The following is a 14,983-nucleotide window of genomic DNA, read 5'->3' as shown; positions in this document are numbered from 1 at the left end:
CTTCACGGCAGATCCTCGATCGGCGGCTTGTTTCGCGCTTGTTCGTCGATTGCCAGTCCCGCCCGGTCGGGTTGTTGCGGCAGGGGCCAAAGAACAGGCATGAGCAGCTCCGGCAAGGAGCATTCCAGTGGACGATTCTTGATCATGTCGAGGAGGTATCGCGCGGCTTGGCCTGCCGACCAGTCGAGATGTATCGGGGCGCCGTCGTTCAGAGGCGTATCGATAAGCCCTGGGCTGACCACGGTCATTTCGATGTTTTCCGGCGTCATGTCGATGCGCAATGACTCGAATAGATGACGCAACCCGGCCTTTGAATCGCCATAGGATTCGGCCCACGGCAGGGGTAACCAGGTCACCGAACTGGCAATGCCCACCAGATGCGGCGCAGTGCCCGCCTGCAGCAAAGGCCGGGCGGCTGCGATGCAATAACTGCTGGCAAGCAAGTTGGTACGCATGATGTGCTCGATGATTGACGAATCGAGCTGATTGGCGTCGACGTATTCGCAGGTGCCTGCGTTAAGGATCATGGTGTCCAGAGAGCCCCATTCCTGCGCAATCTGCTCACCGATTTCGCGCACCCTTTGGCTGTTGGTCAAATCGCCCGCGACCACCAGCACTTGACCGGGATAGCGCTCAGACAGGGATATCAGTGATGCCACCGAGCGGGAGCTGGCCGCCAGATGAGCCCCGGTTTTCAGTATTTCTTCAGCCAGCACAGCACCAATACCGTTGCTGGCGCCGGTCAACCAGTATCGCCTTGGAGGTGTACGACTCATCCCAATCCCCTTATTTACCCAATATTTCCCTGGCTCAATTCCGTGTTCATGACGCAACGCTGCAGCATCAATTTAATGACGGTGGCGATAAACCCTGTCGTGATGGCAGGTTCTTGAACGCGTCCAGGGCCCGTTCACGGGAAGCACTCAGATTGACGATAGGCGACGGGTAGCCCCTCACACCGAACAATCCGCCGAGATTGGCCAGATTGTGCAGGTCTTTATTGTTCATTTCGTTGAGCTCCGGCAACCAGTGCTTGATGAACACCCCTTGTGCATCGAACTTTTCCGACTGGCTCAGCGGGTTGAAAATCCGGAAGTAGGGCGCCGAATCAGTGCCGGTGGACGAACTCCACTGCCAGCCACCATTGTTCGCCGCCAGGTCGCCATCAATCAGGTGCCGCATGAAGAAGCGCTCGCCTTCACGCCAGTCGATCAGCAGGTTCTTGGTCAGGAACATCGCCACCACCATGCGCAGACGGTTGTGCATCCAGCCGGTTTCCAGCAATTGGCGCATGGCGGCATCGATGATCGGCAGGCCGGTGCGGCCTTGCTGCCAGGCCTTGAGTTCTTGCGGGGCGTCACGCCAGACCAGGGCTTCGGTTTCCGGCCGGAAGGCGCGGTGCCGGGATACACGGGGGTAGCCCACCAATATGTGTTTGTAGAACTCGCGCCACAGCAGCTCGTTGATCCAGGTGATGGCGCCGACCTTGCCGCTTTCGAACTCGCCCTGATTGCTTCGCAACGCGGCGTGCAGGCACTGACGAGGGGAGATCACCCCGGCGGTGAGATAGGCCGAGAGCTGGCTGGTGCCGGGCTTTGCCGGGAAGTCGCGTTCGCTGTGGTAATAGTCGATCTGGGCGTCGACAAAGGTGTCGAGGCGGCGTCGGGCTTCGGTTTCACCGGCTGGCCAGAGGGCACGCAAGCTGTCGTTGGGAGAATCGAAACCCTCGACACGGGAGGGCGGTTCGTCGCTGCTGATATCCAATGGAGCCTGAAGGGCGGGTGCAGCGACCAATCCGGGCAATGAAGCGTGCAGGCGTTCGTAGCAGACCTTGCGAAACTGGCTGAAGACCTGGAAGTAGGTTCCGGTTCTGGTGAGCACGGTGCCTGGCTTGAACAGCAGCTGATCGAGGTGGCTGTAAAAGTCGATGCCCCGGGCTTTCAGCGCTTGGGCCACCGCCGCATCACGGCGGGTCTCATGAATGCCGTATTCCTCGTTGACGTGCACCGCGTCGATCTTCAGCTGCTGGCACAGTTCGAGCAGAACCTTGGGCGCTTCATCCCAGCGGGACGCCTGGCGAATCAGTAGCGGGATGTTCAGGGCGTCCAGCGCGCGTCGTAATTCGGCGAGGTTGCGCAACCAGAAGTCCACTTTGCACGGCGCGTCGTCGTGCGCAAGCCACTGCTGCGGGCTCGGCAAATACACCGCCACACACGGGCCACGGGCTGCGGCGGCCGAGAGGGCGGTGTTGTCGTGTAGACGCAGGTCGCTGCGCAGCCAGATCAATTGCATGGTCGTATCCGTACGATTCATCAAAAAAGCGCCATTAAATGAGCCCGCGCTGTATCAGGTCCAGATGGGCCGATAACGGGTTATCGGCCAGGATCAAATCAGCAATGGCGGTGTTTTTTGCGGACAAATCGGCGTGGTGGATGCACACCGTTGGTCCGGCGATCATTTTTGGGCAACTGACGCCATTCAAAAGTTTCGACAATTTTGCAAGATTCATGGCTTTGCTGGAATACAGCAGGACGCCGCGGGCTTGCAGGTGATCGACCGCCAGCGTCAGTTCGCCGGCCGGGAGTGGCCAGTCGAAAACTTCCACCGGGCAATCGGTGCTGCTGATCAGCCAGGCGGTGAGCCATAGATGAGGTTCCAGAGGCAGGTCCGATTGATTGATCAGCAACAGCGGCGCGGTACGTAACTGGCGGTTGTTGTGGTAAATCCTCGCGCCGAATTTGCTGCGCAACCAGGAATAGACAAACACCCGCTCCATCTGCGCGCCGAACTGGCCTTGCCAGCGTTGTTCCAGTTCCGCCAGCCACGGCATCAACAGGTGTTCACACAAGGTGCGTGGCGGATACAGCGCCATCGCCTGGTTTACGGTGTCATCGAGGGTGCGTTCGGCCAGTTGGGTAACGGCTTGTAGCAGTGTCTGGCGCAACACCAGCCAATCGTTTCCGACGGGCTCGGCAAGTACCTGAGGCGTGTCGAGCAGTTGCTTGACCTGACCGACCGCCACGCCGCGATTGAGCCAGGTGAGGATCGTCAGGATGCGTTGAACGTGTTCGGCACAGAACAGCCGATGCCCCTTGGGAGTACGCTGAGGCACGATCAGCCCATAGCGCCGTTCCCAGGCGCGCAAGGTGACAGCGTTGACCCCGGTCTGCCGGGCCACTTCACGGATGGGCAGCCAGCCTGCGTCCAGGGCCTTTTTGAAGTCGGTGCCGAGGTCTTCGCTGGCGCTGGTGTCCGGTGGGGTTTTCATTAGATTGCGTTTCGCAGGCTGAGGTTTTCCGGGTGCGGTTGCAGGTAAACCTGTTGCGCAATGTATGGATCCGGGTGCTGGCGAAAGTAGTGTTTGAGCAACGTCAGCGGTACCACCAGCGGCACGATGCCGTGACGATACTGGCTGATCACATGCTGCACTTCCTGTTTGTCTTCAGTGCTGATGGCCTGTTTGAGATAGCCGCTGAGGTGTTGCAGGACGTTGGTGTGGGTGCGGCGCGTGGCGCATTTTTTCAAGGCCGCCATCAGCTCGCTGAAATAGCGCGGGCCGATGACTTCAGGGGCGGTCCGGCCCATGTTGCCGAGCAGGTTTCCCAGGGTTTTGTATTGCACCGGGTTGTGGGCCATTAACAGGTATTTGTAGCGCGAGTGAAAATCCGTGAGGCCGCGCCGGGTCAGGCCGGTTTGCAGCAACTGCTGCCAGGCGCTGTAGGCGAATACGCGGGTAAGGAAGTTTTCCCGCAGCACCGGATCGTTGAGCCGGCCTTCTTCCTCCACCGGCAAATCGGGATGCAGCGCGCAGAAGGTCCGGGCGTAAATGCCACGGCTACCGCCGTCCACCGGCGCGCCGTTGGCGTGGTAGACCTTGACCCGCTCCAGACCGCACGAAGGGGATTTCTGCATGAAGATATAGCCGCAGATGTCGCCCAGTTCCAAAGCCATTTTCCGAGCATATTCGGCCAGCGGCCGGGTGACGTTGTTTTCAGGGTTGACCGTGCCGACCGCCTGCGGATGTTCAGGGTTGCCGACCAGGCGGATCGGTTCGCGAGGGATACCCAGGCCGATGGCAACTTCCGGGCACACCGGGACGAAATCGAAATAATCGGAAAGGATGTGGCTGCACAGCCGTGACGTCTTGTGCCCGCCGTTGTAGCGCACCTCGGCCCCCATCAGGCAGGCGCTGATGGCGATTTTGGGTGGGGTCGTTGATTGTGCAGACATCGGGGCACCTCGAATCCAGACCTGTACGGATTGTTAAATCTGTACAACATTCGTTCAGCATAGATTCAAAGGTGTACAAGTCAATTTTTTTGTATAGGTTTTTTCAGGGCTGCTGTCCGTGTCGACAGCAGCAATGTGCTCGAATCGAGGCGGTTCACTGCAGGTGTTCGTGCAGACGGCGGGCCGCTTCCTGGCCACTGAGCCAGGCGCCTTCGACACGGYCGGACAGGCACCAGTCACCGCATACATACAAGCCCAGATCAGCATCAGCCAGGGCACCCCACTCATGGCTGCTGGCCGGACGGGCGTAAAGCCAGCGGTGAGCGAGGCTGAAAGTCGGTGCAGGCATGGCGTCGTGCAGCAGTTCGGCAAAGGCACCATGCAATTGCTCGATCACCGCTTCCTTGGACAGATCGATATGTTGCCGGCTCCAGGCGCTGGTGGCGTGCAGCACCCACGTGTCGAGGGTGTTGTCGCGTCCCGGTTTGCTACGGTTGCGCGCCAGCCAGTCGAGGGGGCTGTCCTGCACGAAGCAGCCTTCGATCGGGGTATCCAATGGTGTGTCGAAAGCCAGGGCGACCGCCCAGGTCGGCTCCATTTTTACCCCGGCGGCGGCCCCGGCGAGTTTCGGCGCGGAGGGCAGCAGCGCGGTCGCCTGAGGGGCTGGCGTGGCAATCACCACATGACTGAACGGCCCGTGGGTGAAGCCTTCGGCGTCTTGCAGATGCCAGTGCTCTTCACCGCGATAGACCTCGGTGATCCGGCAGCTGAACTGCACTTCCAGGTCACCGAGCAGGGCACGGGTGATGGCGCTCATGCGCGGCGTGCCGACCCAGCGTGTCTGTTCGTCCGGCGAGGGGCTGAGCTGGCCGCCGTGGTAGGTATAGAGCTGCGGTRTCCACACGGCGACCCAACCGTTGGCTTGCCAGCGCTGGACTTCGGTGACGAAGCGACGGTCGCGGGCAGTGAAATATTGCGCGCCCATGTCCAGAGCGCCCGCATCGCTGCGCTTGCTTGACATGCGTCCGCCACTGCCGCGGCTTTTATCGAACAGATGAACGACATGCCCGGCCTCCGTAAGGGCCTGGGCGGCTGAGAGTCCGGCGATGCCGGTGCCGATGATTGCGATAGGTACAGTCATAGGGGCCTCGTTTGCCTTTCTGTACAGACTACGCCGTGGTTCAAACCTGTACAATATTGTTTTTTGGTATAACTTTTAGCGTTCTCGTTCTGAGAGCTTGGCCTATTGTTAAACACAGAACCTGCCCGATACCAAAGATCCCTGCTTATAAAAATAGACTAGTGATCCGGGTAAAACGCCACGCGAGGAAGATGTCATGCACATATTGCTGACCGGCGGTACTGGTTTGATAGGACGTCAGCTCTGCCGACACTGGTTGAGTCAGGGACATCACCTCACGGTTTGGAGTCGCACGCCCGCTAAAGTCGCCAAAATCTGCGGCACTCAGGTACGGGGAATCGCACGGCTTGAGGATTTTGGGCCAGAACCGGTGGATGCAATTGTCAACCTTGCGGGGGCGCCGATCGCCGATCGGCTCTGGACCCACAAACGCAAGGCGCTGTTGTGGAGCAGCCGGATCACCCTGACCGAAACCCTGTTGGCCTGGCTCGAAAGTCGTGAGCAGAAACCGCAGGTGCTGATCTCCGGCTCAGCGATTGGTTGGTACGGCGACGGCGGCGAGCGGGAGTTGACCGAGCAATCGCCACCGGTCATCGATGATTTCGCCAGCCAGTTGTGCATCGCCTGGGAAGAAACCGCGCAACGTGCCGACGCCTTGGGCATCCGCGTGGTTCTCATCCGCACCGGGTTGGTGTTGTCCGCCGAGGGCGGCTTTTTGTCGCGGCTGTTGTTGCCGTTCAAACTGGGGCTGGGCGGGCCGATCGGCAGCGGTCGGCAGTGGATGTCGTGGATTCATATTGAAGATCAAATCGCCCTGATTGATTTTCTTCTGCATCGCAATGGGGCCAGCGGTCCCTATAATGCCTGCGCGCCCAAGCCGGTGCGCAATCGCGAATTCGCTAAAACGTTGGGTGACGTGTTGCATCGTCCCGCGTTCATGCCGATGCCGACTCTCGTCTTGAAGGTCGGACTGGGCGAGTTGTCATTGTTGTTGCTGGGGGGGCAGAAGGCGATGCCGGCTCGCTTGCTGGAAGCGGGTTTCACTTTCCGGTTCACTGATTTGCGCGCGGCATTGGACGATCTGTCCGGCCGCCTCTGAAATAGGACGTTGCATGACCGATCACGCATTGCTTCTGGTCAACCTGGGTTCACCTGCCTCCACCTCGGTGGCGGATGTGCGCAGTTACCTCAATCAATTTCTGATGGACCCGTATGTGATCGACCTGCCTTGGCCGGTGCGGCGTTTGCTGGTGTCGCTGATTCTGATCAAGCGCCCGGAACAATCGGCTCACGCTTACGCGTCGATCTGGTGGGAGGAGGGCTCGCCGCTGGTGGTGCTCAGCCGTCGCCTGCAACAGGCCATGACTCGGCAGTGGACTCACGGGCCTGTTGAGCTGGCGATGCGGTACGGCGAGCCGTCCATTGAGTCCGCGCTGCTGCGGCTGGCTGCCCAGGGGCATAAGAAAGTGACCCTGGCACCGCTCTATCCGCAATTCGCCGACAGCACTGTGACCACGGTGATCGAAGAAGCCAAGCGCGTGGTGCGCGATAAAAAGCTCGACGTGCAGTTCTCGGTTCTTCAGCCGTTTTACGATCAGCCGGAATACCTCGATGCGTTGGTGGCCAGTGTCAGGCCTTATCTGCAACAGGATTTCGATCATCTGCTGCTGAGCTTCCACGGTTTGCCGGAACGTCACCTGAAAAAGCTTAATCCGGGGCACAGCTTCGAGGGTGGCGGCGATTGCTGCGCCGGTGCGCCACCGGAAGTGGTCGCGACCTGTTACCGCGGTCAGTGCCTGCGCACGGCCGCAGAGTTTGCCAAACGTGTGGGCATACCGGACGGCAAGTGGTCCGTATCGTTTCAGTCGCGTCTGGGCCGGGCCAAGTGGATAGAACCCTACACTGAAGCTCGCCTCGACGAGTTGGCCAAAAGCGGCGTGAAGAAAGTCCTGGTGATGTGCCCGGCGTTCGTTGCCGATTGCATCGAGACGCTGGAGGAAATCGGTGATCGTGGGAAGGAGCAATTCCGCGAGGCGGGAGGGGAGGAGTTGGTGCTGGTGCCTTGCCTCAACGATGAGCCGCTGTGGGTCAAGGCGTTGAGTGCCATGTGCGAAAGGGCGCCATTGGCTTTATAGGAACGTACATTGAAGTGACGGCTGGCTGGTTGTGGCGAGGGAGCCTGCTCCCGCCGGGTCGCGAAGCGGCCCCAAAATCTTTGCAGTCAATGAAGATTTTGTGAGTGCTGCGCACTGGTGCGCCAGCCCGGTCAAGCGGGAGCAAGCTCCCTCGCCACAGGGGATTGAGTCGCCTGCTTACAACAGCGGCTCATCCGCCTTCTTGTGCTTCCAGCTGTCATTGCCCGGCAGCAACAGGTTCAGTGCAATCGCCACCACCGCGCACAGCGCGATGCCTTTGAGGCCGAAATCGTTCTGGCCGGTACCGGTGCCGACCAGCATGCCGCCAATCCCGAACACCAGCGTCACCGAGACAATCACCAGGTTGCGTGCTTCGCCCAGGTCGATCTTGTGGCGGATCATGGTGTTCATGCCCACCGCGGCAATCGAACCGAACAACAGGCAGAGAATCCCGCCCATCACTGGCACCGGGATGCTTTGCAGCAGCGCGCCGAATTTGCCGATGAACGCCAGGCTGATTGCGAAGATCGCCGCCCAGGTCATGATTTTCGGGTTGTAGTTCTTGGTCAGCATCACCGCGCCAGTCACTTCGGCGTAAGTGGTATTGGGTGGGCCGCCGAACAGACCGGCCGCGGTGGTGGCGATGCCGTCACCGAGCAGGGTGCGGTGCAGGCCGGGCTTTTTCAGGTAGTCGCGACCGGTCACGCTACCCACGGCAATCACGCCACCGATGTGCTCGATGGCCGGGGCCAGGGCCACCGGAACGATGAACAGAATCGCCTGCCAGTTGAATTCCGGCGCGGTGAAATGTGGAATCGCGAACCACGGTGCCACGGCAATCTTCGCGGTATCGACCACGCCGAAATAAAACGCCATGGCAAAACCCACCAGCACACCGGAGATAATCGGCACCAGGCGGAAAATACCTCTGCCGAACACCGCGACGATCAGGGTGGTCAACAGCGCGGGCATCGAAATCATCATCGCCGTCTGGTAATGAATCAGCTCAGTACCGTCGCCCGCCTTGCCCATCGCCATGTTGGCGGCAATCGGCGCCATGGCCAGGCCGATGGAGATGATCACCGGGCCAATCACCACCGGAGGCAGCAAACGGTCGATAAACCCGGTGCCTTTGATCTTCACCGCAAGGCCGAGGAAGGTGTAGACGAACCCGGCCGCCATCACACCGCCCATGGTCGCCGCCAGGCCGAACTGGCCCTTGGCGAGAATGATCGGGGTGATGAAGGCGAAGCTCGACGCCAGGAATACCGGCACCTGACGCCCGGTGACAATCTGGAACAGGATCGTCCCTAAACCTGCGGTGAACAGCGCCACGTTCGGGTCGAGGCCGGTAATCAGCGGCATCAACACCAGGGCGCCGAAGGCCACGAACAGCATCTGCGCGCCGGACAATACCGTGCGCCAGAGCGGATCGTTGAACTCTTGCTGCATGGTCACGCGTCCTTCTGCTTGGTGCCGAAGATCTTGTCACCGGCATCGCCCAAGCCTGGGATGATGTAACCGTGTTCGTTCAGTTTCTGGTCAATGGAAGCGGTGTAGATGGTCACGTCCGGGTGAGCCTTCTCCACAGCGGCGATACCTTCGGGAGCGGCCACCAGGACCATCGCGCGGATGTCCTTGCAGCCGGCCTTCTTCAGCAAATCGATGGTGGCGACCATCGAGCCGCCAGTGGCGAGCATCGGGTCGATGATCATCGCCAGGCGCTCGTCGATTTCCGGCACCAGTTTTTCCAGGTAGGTGTGGGCTTCGAGGGTTTCCTCGTTACGGGCCACGCCCACGGCGCTGACTTTGGCGCCCGGGATCAGGCTCAGCACGCCTTCGAGCATGCCGATACCGGCACGCAGGATCGGCACCACGGTAATTTTCTTGCCGGCGATTTTCTCCACCGACACCGTGCCGCACCAGCCTTCGATGTCGTAGCTTTCCAGCGGCAGGTCTTTGGTGGCTTCATAGGTCAGCAGGGCGCCGACTTCTTGAGCGAGCTCACGGAAATTCTTCGTGCTGATGTCGGCGCGGCGCATAAGGCCAAGTTTATGACGGATCAGCGGATGGCGGATCTCACGGATGGGCATGGGGAAAGGCTCCGGCGGCGGGCAAAAAAACCGGCCTAGATTAATCTATCCGAGGGTGTTGTCCTATAGACATACAGTACGTTAGTCCACAAACGCTTGATCTGGCCGTGCGGGATGCGTACCTTTGCCCGCTTTTCCGAATCCGTCCCTCCCCCTCAAACCCCTTGGAGAGCGCCATGTCCGCTGATCTCGAGCATATCCGTCAAATCATGCGAGAGGCTGACTGCCTGTACACCGAAGCTGAAGTCGAGGCGGCCATCGCCCGCGTCGGTGCACATATCAACGAACAACTGGCTGAAAGCAATCCGGTGGTGTTCTGTGTGATGAACGGCGGCCTGATTTTCGCCGGCAAGCTGCTCACCCATCTGCAATTCCCGCTGGAAGCGTCCTACCTGCACGCTACCCGCTATCGCAACGAAACCAGCGGCGGCGAGCTGTTCTGGAAAGCCAAGCCGGAAGTTTCGTTCATCGACCGTGACGTGCTGATCATCGACGACATCCTCGATGAAGGTCACACCCTGGGCGCGATCATCGATTTCTGCAAACATGCCGGCGCCCGCAAAGTGCACACCGCCGTGCTGATCGACAAGGACCACGACCGCAAGGCTCGCCCGGACCTGAAAGCCGATTTCGTCGGCCTGCCGTGCATTGACCGTTACATCTTCGGTTATGGCATGGACTACAAAGGCTACTGGCGTAACGCGAACGGAATTTTTGCCGTTAAAGGCCTGTAAGCAGGTTGACTGTCTGGGGGTGGTTTCAGCCGCCAGACACGTTGATGCTTGAAGGCAGATATCCCATCCGAATGCGTGCGCAGTTCGCTTGAACCGCGCGCTCAGTCCTGCCCGACGAGCCAGCGTTCGCTTTTGCGTCGAGCCTGTTCCAGGTTGTTCACGTAAGCCAATTGACGCTGTTCCCGATGGATGCCCGCGCGCCTGAGTTTCAGGCGCACGCGCGCTGCCGTCCCGACCAGAATCAGGCCGATGCCGTCGGTGCGATAATCCCTGAGGATATTGTCGAAGGCTGCCAACGCCGTCATGTCCAGCATGGACACGGCACTCATCTCGACAATCACCACTTTGACCTCCGGGCTGAATTTGCGCAGCACGCCCAGGGCCTTTTCCGCTGCACCGAAAAACAACGGTCCGCGTATCGCATAGCAACGAACATGCTCCGGCAAATCCTGTAAGGCTTGATGGAACTCTCGAGGCAGTTCGGCGGTGTCCGTGAGGTCGCTCATGCGCTTGACGAACAACCCGGCGGCCAGCAATAGCCCAACGGCAACGGCCAGTACCATGTCGAACAGCACTGTCAGGCTCAGGCAGGTCAGCAAGACCAATACGTCGCTGCGTGGTGCAATGCGCAGGGTGTGCACGACATGCCGGGCCTCGCTCATGTTCCACGCCACCATCACGAGCAGCGCCGCCAGCGCGGCCATCGGCAAGTAGCTGAACAGCGGGGCGAGGACGAGTATCGCCAGCAGCACCACCGCGCTGTGGATAATTGCCGCCAATGGCGAAAACGCCCCGCTGCGCACGTTGGTGGCGCTGCGGGCGATCGCCGCGGTGGCGGTAATGCCGCCGAACAACGGTGCGACCAGGTTACCAATGCCTTGACCCAGGAGTTCGGCGTTGGGGTCATGTTTGCTGCCCGTCATGCCATCGGCCACCACCGCACACAACAACGATTCGATGGCGCCGAGCATGGCAATGGCGAACGCTGGTGCCATTAATTGGCGGATCAGGTCGTAAGACAGATGCAGCGGCTGACCATTGGGTCCTGGCAGATTCCACGGCCAGTCGAAGCTCGGCAGAAACGGCGGAATGCCGGGGTGGCTGACGCCATCGACGATATAGCTGAAGCGCTCGCCCAGCGTCGCAATCGGTAACCCGCCGCTTTCCAGCGCCAGCCCCAACATTGCGCCGACGGCCAGCGCCACCAGATGCCCCGGAACCCTCGGCACAAACCGCGGCCAGACGATCAGAACCGCCAGGCACATGACACCGATGATTCCGTCCCCCAGGCGGGCGCTGGGCAATGCCTGGAGCAGCGCACCTAATTGCTCGATGTAATGTTCGGCATGCCCGGTGGTACTCAGGCCCAGCAAATCCTTTAGTTGGAGTGTGGCGATGACTATGCCGATCCCGGCGGTAAAGCCCAGGGTCACCGGATAAGGAATGTACTGAATCAGCCGCCCGGCCCGAATCAGCCCCAAGGCAATCAGGATGGCCCCGGCAAGCATGGTGCAAAGCAGCAGGCCACCCAGGCCATATTGTTGGGTGATCGGCAGCAGTATCACCATGAACGCGGCTGTCGGCCCGCTGACATTGAAGCGCGAGCCTCCCGTCAAGGCGATCAGGGGGGCCGCGATCAGCACCGTATATAAACCTTGCTGGGGCGCTACTCCCACCGCAATCGCCAGGGCCATGGCCAGGGGAATGGCGATAATCCCTACCGTCACCCCGGCACTGATGTCGCCGCGCAAGCGTCTGAGGCTATAACCTGCACGCAGAGTTTGACGCCAGGCGGCGAATAACGGGGGGATGGAGAATGGCATAGGGACTCCACAGTAGACGGCACGCCGTCGAAATAGGGCTGAAGGCTCTTTCAGTATGCCCAGCCTTGTCTTCGAGAGTATTGATCTGGATCGGTTATTCGCCCGATTGATCATCATGCTAGAGTGCTCGGCCTCGTCCCAGGAGCCTGTCATGAGTCTTTTGATCCGCAGCTGCGCCGCCCTGATGTTGGTCTTCAGCCTACCCCTGGCCGCCGCTCCGGCACCGATGCATGTGCAGTTTTTGCCCCCGGACGACTTGACTCTGCGTGAAGCGGAACCCGAGCAGCAACAACTGTTGCAGGTCACCGAGTATTCGGTGGTCCTCGGCAGCCAACGTCAGTCCAACCAACAACCGATCCCGGTCACCTCACCCTTGCTGATCCGCCTCAAGGGCAAACCCTTGAACAAGGGTGCGACCATCAGCCAGGTGATGGTCAACTTCGATGGCGAAAGCAAAAGCCTGAAAAAGCCGATCTACGACAACAAAAGCAAAACGCTAACGCTCTATTACCCGTTGGCCCAGTACCGGGTGGTGATCGACTTGCTGCGCAACGACACGGTGTATTGCCAGTTTCTGAGTTACGCCAACGGCCATATCTGGGCCGATCTGCACACCGGCAGCGTTCGTCCGCGTTGAGCCCGGCATCAAGGCAGGGGTAAACTGCCCGCCCTGTGAAATGTCTGCGAGCTGGAGTCGGCAATGCGTAAAGATAAGAAGCAAGTGATTGGTGACGAGATCGGCGATGCGCAGATCAAACTGTTCCTCGATTTTGAGCCGGTCGACGCCACTTCACCGTCGCTGCACAAACTGATCAAGGCCTACCGCGGTCTGCGCATCGATGACTTCGAGCGTTTTCTGACGTTCTTTGTCGAAGCCGGCTACGATCTGGACGGCAAGGATGAGCACGGCAATGACTTCGTGGCCCTGATTCAGGATCAACGTAACGCGGCCGAGTACATCGAGTTGATCGACAAGGCTCGCGGTTAACGTCAGGCACACTGGAATTTTGTGGCGAGGGAGCTTGCTCCCGTTGGGCTGCGAAGCGGCCCCAAAATGCTGCGAATGGCGGAGATTTTGTGAGCGCTGCGCACTGGTGCGCCAGCCCGGTCAAGCGGGAGCAAGCACCCTCGCCACAAGATTGTTTCACCGCACACAAAAAAACGCCCCGCCCTCAATGAGGACGGGGCGTTTTTTATGCGGCTGAATCAAGCGTAGCTTTGGGTTTCGCTGCTTGCTTCAACCAGTTCCAGTGCGACGTTGTTCTGCGCATTGATCTTGCGATACAGCGCAGCGTCGGTTTCCAGGACTTTCTCCCGAGCCGGGAAGATTTCCGCCAGTTTGGCAGCCCACTCGCCCTTGGCCTTGTTCGGGAAGCATTTCTCGATCAATTCCAGCATGATCGACACGGTCACCGAGGCGCCTGGCGAGGCGCCGAGCAGAGCGGCAAGGGAACCGTCCTTGGCCGCGACCAGTTCGGTACCGAACTGCAGAACGCCGCCTTTCTTCGGGTCTTTCTTGATGATCTGCACCCGTTGGCCGGCCACTTCCAGGCGCCAGTCTTCGGCTTTCGCTTCAGGGTAGAAGCGACGCAGGGATTCCAGGCGCTGCTCCATCGACTGCATCACTTCGCTGACCAGATACTTGGTCAGGTCCATGTTGTTTTTGGCCACGGCCAGCATTGGACCGATGTTGCCGGCGCGAACCGACATCGGCAGGTCCATGAACGAACCGTGCTTGAGGAACTTGGTGGTGAAGCCGGCATAAGGTCCGAACAGCAGGGACTTTTTGCCATCGACCACACGGGTGTCCAGGTGCGGCACGGACATTGGTGGCGAACCGACCGCGGCCTGGCTGTAGACCTTGGCCTGATGGTGCTTGACCACTTCCGGGTTGTCGCAACGCAGCCACTGGCCGCTGATCGGGAAGCCGCCGAAGCCTTTGCTTTCTTCGATGCCCGACGCTTGCAGCAGCGGCAGTGCCGCGCCGCCAGCGCCGAGGAAGACGAATTTGGCGTCGACTTCGCGGGTATTGCCGCTGTTGACGTCCTTGATGCTGACGGTCCAGCCGCCGTTGTTACGCTTCAGGCCGGTGACGCGCTTGCAGTACTTGACCTGGGCATCGGGCGCGCTGGTCAGGTGCTTGAGCAGTTGGTTGGTCAGGGCGCCGAAGTTGACGTCGGTGCCGTTCATCACGCGGGTGGCGGCGAGGACCTCGTCAGCCGGACGGCCCGGCATCATCAGCGGCATCCACTCGGCCATCTTGGCTTTGTCTTCGGTGTATTCCATGTCCGAGAAGGCATGGTGCTTGCTCAGGGTCTTGAAGCGTTCCTTGAGGAAGGACACGCCATTCTCACCCTGCACGAAGCTCAGGTGCGGCACCGGGCTGATGAACGATTTGCACGAACCGAAGGTGCCTTTCTTGGTCAGGTAGGACCAGAACTGCTTCGACACCTCGAACTGGGTGTTGATGTGCACGGCTTTCTTGATGTCGACGGTGCCGTCAGCGGCCTGCGGCGTGTAGTTCAGCTCACACAGCCCGGCGTGACCGGTACCGGCGTTGTTCCACGGATTGGAACTCTCCGCGGCACCGGAATCCATCAGCTCGACGACTTCCAGCTTGATCGCGGGGTCGAGCTCTTTAAGCAGTACAGCGAGGGTGGCACTCATGATGCCGGCCCCAACCAGTACTACGTCGACTGCTTCGTTATGCGCCATTTAACGCGTCTCCAAAATCTGCAGCACCAAATTGTCGGCATAGCTGCCAGGCGTTCCGGGGCGTGTCAGTGATGCCCCAGGTACCCATGGCCAGGATCGCCATGTCCGAATC

General features: G+C 60.0%; 14 protein-coding genes. 5 read left to right on the top strand and 9 right to left on the bottom strand.

Annotated features, from left to right (window positions below):
• Positions 1–2 precede the first annotated feature (2 nt).
• The 5 genes from AC1DIS_RS04525 to AC1DIS_RS04505 all read right to left on the bottom strand — a co-directional run bounded on the left by AC1DIS_RS04525 (position 3) and on the right by AC1DIS_RS04505 (position 5,371).
• On the bottom strand, positions 3–776 hold the full coding sequence (locus AC1DIS_RS04525) for an SDR family NAD(P)-dependent oxidoreductase (RefSeq protein WP_026286680.1): 774 nt from the start codon (positions 774–776) through the stop codon (positions 3–5).
• Positions 777–843: 67 nt separating this feature from the next.
• A complete protein-coding gene (gene phrB, locus AC1DIS_RS04520; RefSeq protein WP_086946021.1) occupies positions 844–2,292 on the bottom strand; it encodes a deoxyribodipyrimidine photo-lyase in 1,449 nt (482 codons plus the stop codon).
• Positions 2,293–2,326: 34 nt separating this feature from the next.
• The gene (locus AC1DIS_RS04515) at positions 2,327–3,268 is read right to left on the bottom strand and encodes a MerR family transcriptional regulator (RefSeq protein ID WP_258613129.1); all 942 of its coding nucleotides are present in this window, start codon (positions 3,266–3,268) and stop codon (positions 2,327–2,329) included.
• Positions 3,268–4,230, bottom strand: a complete 963-nt coding sequence (locus tag AC1DIS_RS04510) for a YbgA family protein (protein ID WP_477744018.1) — start codon at positions 4,228–4,230, stop codon at positions 3,268–3,270. Before AC1DIS_RS04510 ends, AC1DIS_RS04515 begins: the two co-directional genes overlap by 1 nt.
• 154 nt (positions 4,231–4,384) lie before the next feature.
• On the bottom strand, positions 4,385–5,371 hold the full coding sequence (locus tag AC1DIS_RS04505) for an NAD(P)/FAD-dependent oxidoreductase (RefSeq protein WP_477780786.1): 987 nt from the start codon (positions 5,369–5,371) through the stop codon (positions 4,385–4,387).
• A gap of 196 nt (positions 5,372–5,567) precedes the next feature.
• Here AC1DIS_RS04505 and AC1DIS_RS04500 point away from each other — a divergent pair, with 196 nt between their 5' ends.
• Together AC1DIS_RS04500 and hemH are read left to right on the top strand one after the other, a co-directional pair.
• A complete protein-coding gene (locus tag AC1DIS_RS04500; RefSeq protein ID WP_026286681.1) occupies positions 5,568–6,470 on the top strand; it encodes a TIGR01777 family oxidoreductase in 903 nt (300 codons plus the stop codon).
• Between the two features lie 13 nt (positions 6,471–6,483).
• Positions 6,484–7,506: a ferrochelatase gene (gene hemH / locus AC1DIS_RS04495; RefSeq protein WP_477744017.1), complete on the top strand. Its 1,023-nt coding sequence runs from the start codon at positions 6,484–6,486 to the stop codon at positions 7,504–7,506.
• A 177-nt stretch (positions 7,507–7,683) separates the two neighbouring features.
• Here the strand turns inward: hemH and AC1DIS_RS04490 are convergent, their stop codons facing one another.
• Positions 7,684–8,958 (bottom strand): uracil-xanthine permease family protein, encoded by a 1,275-nt coding sequence (locus AC1DIS_RS04490; protein ID WP_018929585.1) that lies wholly within the window; start codon positions 8,956–8,958, stop codon positions 7,684–7,686.
• 2 nt (positions 8,959–8,960) lie between these two features.
• Complete coding sequence (gene upp, locus AC1DIS_RS04485) at positions 8,961–9,599, bottom strand: uracil phosphoribosyltransferase (protein ID WP_007939777.1); 639 nt, start codon at positions 9,597–9,599, stop codon at positions 8,961–8,963.
• Between the two features lie 176 nt (positions 9,600–9,775).
• Between upp and AC1DIS_RS04480 the strand changes: the two genes are divergently transcribed.
• Positions 9,776–10,333, top strand: coding sequence for a hypoxanthine-guanine phosphoribosyltransferase (locus AC1DIS_RS04480; RefSeq protein WP_007939779.1), 558 nt, complete (start codon positions 9,776–9,778; stop codon positions 10,331–10,333).
• Positions 10,334–10,434: 101 nt separating this feature from the next.
• Here the strand turns inward: AC1DIS_RS04480 and dauA are convergent, their stop codons facing one another.
• Positions 10,435–12,156 carry a C4-dicarboxylic acid transporter DauA gene (dauA, locus tag AC1DIS_RS04475; RefSeq protein ID WP_477744016.1) on the bottom strand — a complete coding sequence of 574 codons (1,722 nt, stop codon included), beginning with the start codon at positions 12,154–12,156 and terminating at the stop codon, positions 10,435–10,437.
• A gap of 151 nt (positions 12,157–12,307) precedes the next feature.
• Here dauA and AC1DIS_RS04470 point away from each other — a divergent pair, with 151 nt between their 5' ends.
• The gene (locus tag AC1DIS_RS04470) at positions 12,308–12,793 is read left to right on the top strand and encodes a hypothetical protein (RefSeq protein WP_111454521.1); all 486 of its coding nucleotides are present in this window, start codon (positions 12,308–12,310) and stop codon (positions 12,791–12,793) included.
• Positions 12,794–12,856: 63 nt separating this feature from the next.
• Complete coding sequence (locus AC1DIS_RS04465; RefSeq protein ID WP_018929588.1) at positions 12,857–13,144, top strand: PA4642 family protein; 288 nt, start codon at positions 12,857–12,859, stop codon at positions 13,142–13,144.
• A 218-nt stretch (positions 13,145–13,362) separates the two neighbouring features.
• On the opposite strand, the gene mqo is transcribed toward AC1DIS_RS04465, so the two are convergent.
• Entirely contained in the window at positions 13,363–14,871 is a 1,509-nt protein-coding gene (gene mqo / locus AC1DIS_RS04460; RefSeq protein ID WP_018929589.1) for a malate dehydrogenase (quinone), read from the bottom strand.
• Positions 14,872–14,983: the final 112 nt, after the last annotated feature.

This window comes from Pseudomonas sp. 05N433, assembly GCF_056396925.1.
Note: the sequence above shows the minus strand (reverse complement) of the source record. Positions and strands in the feature narration are given on the sequence as shown.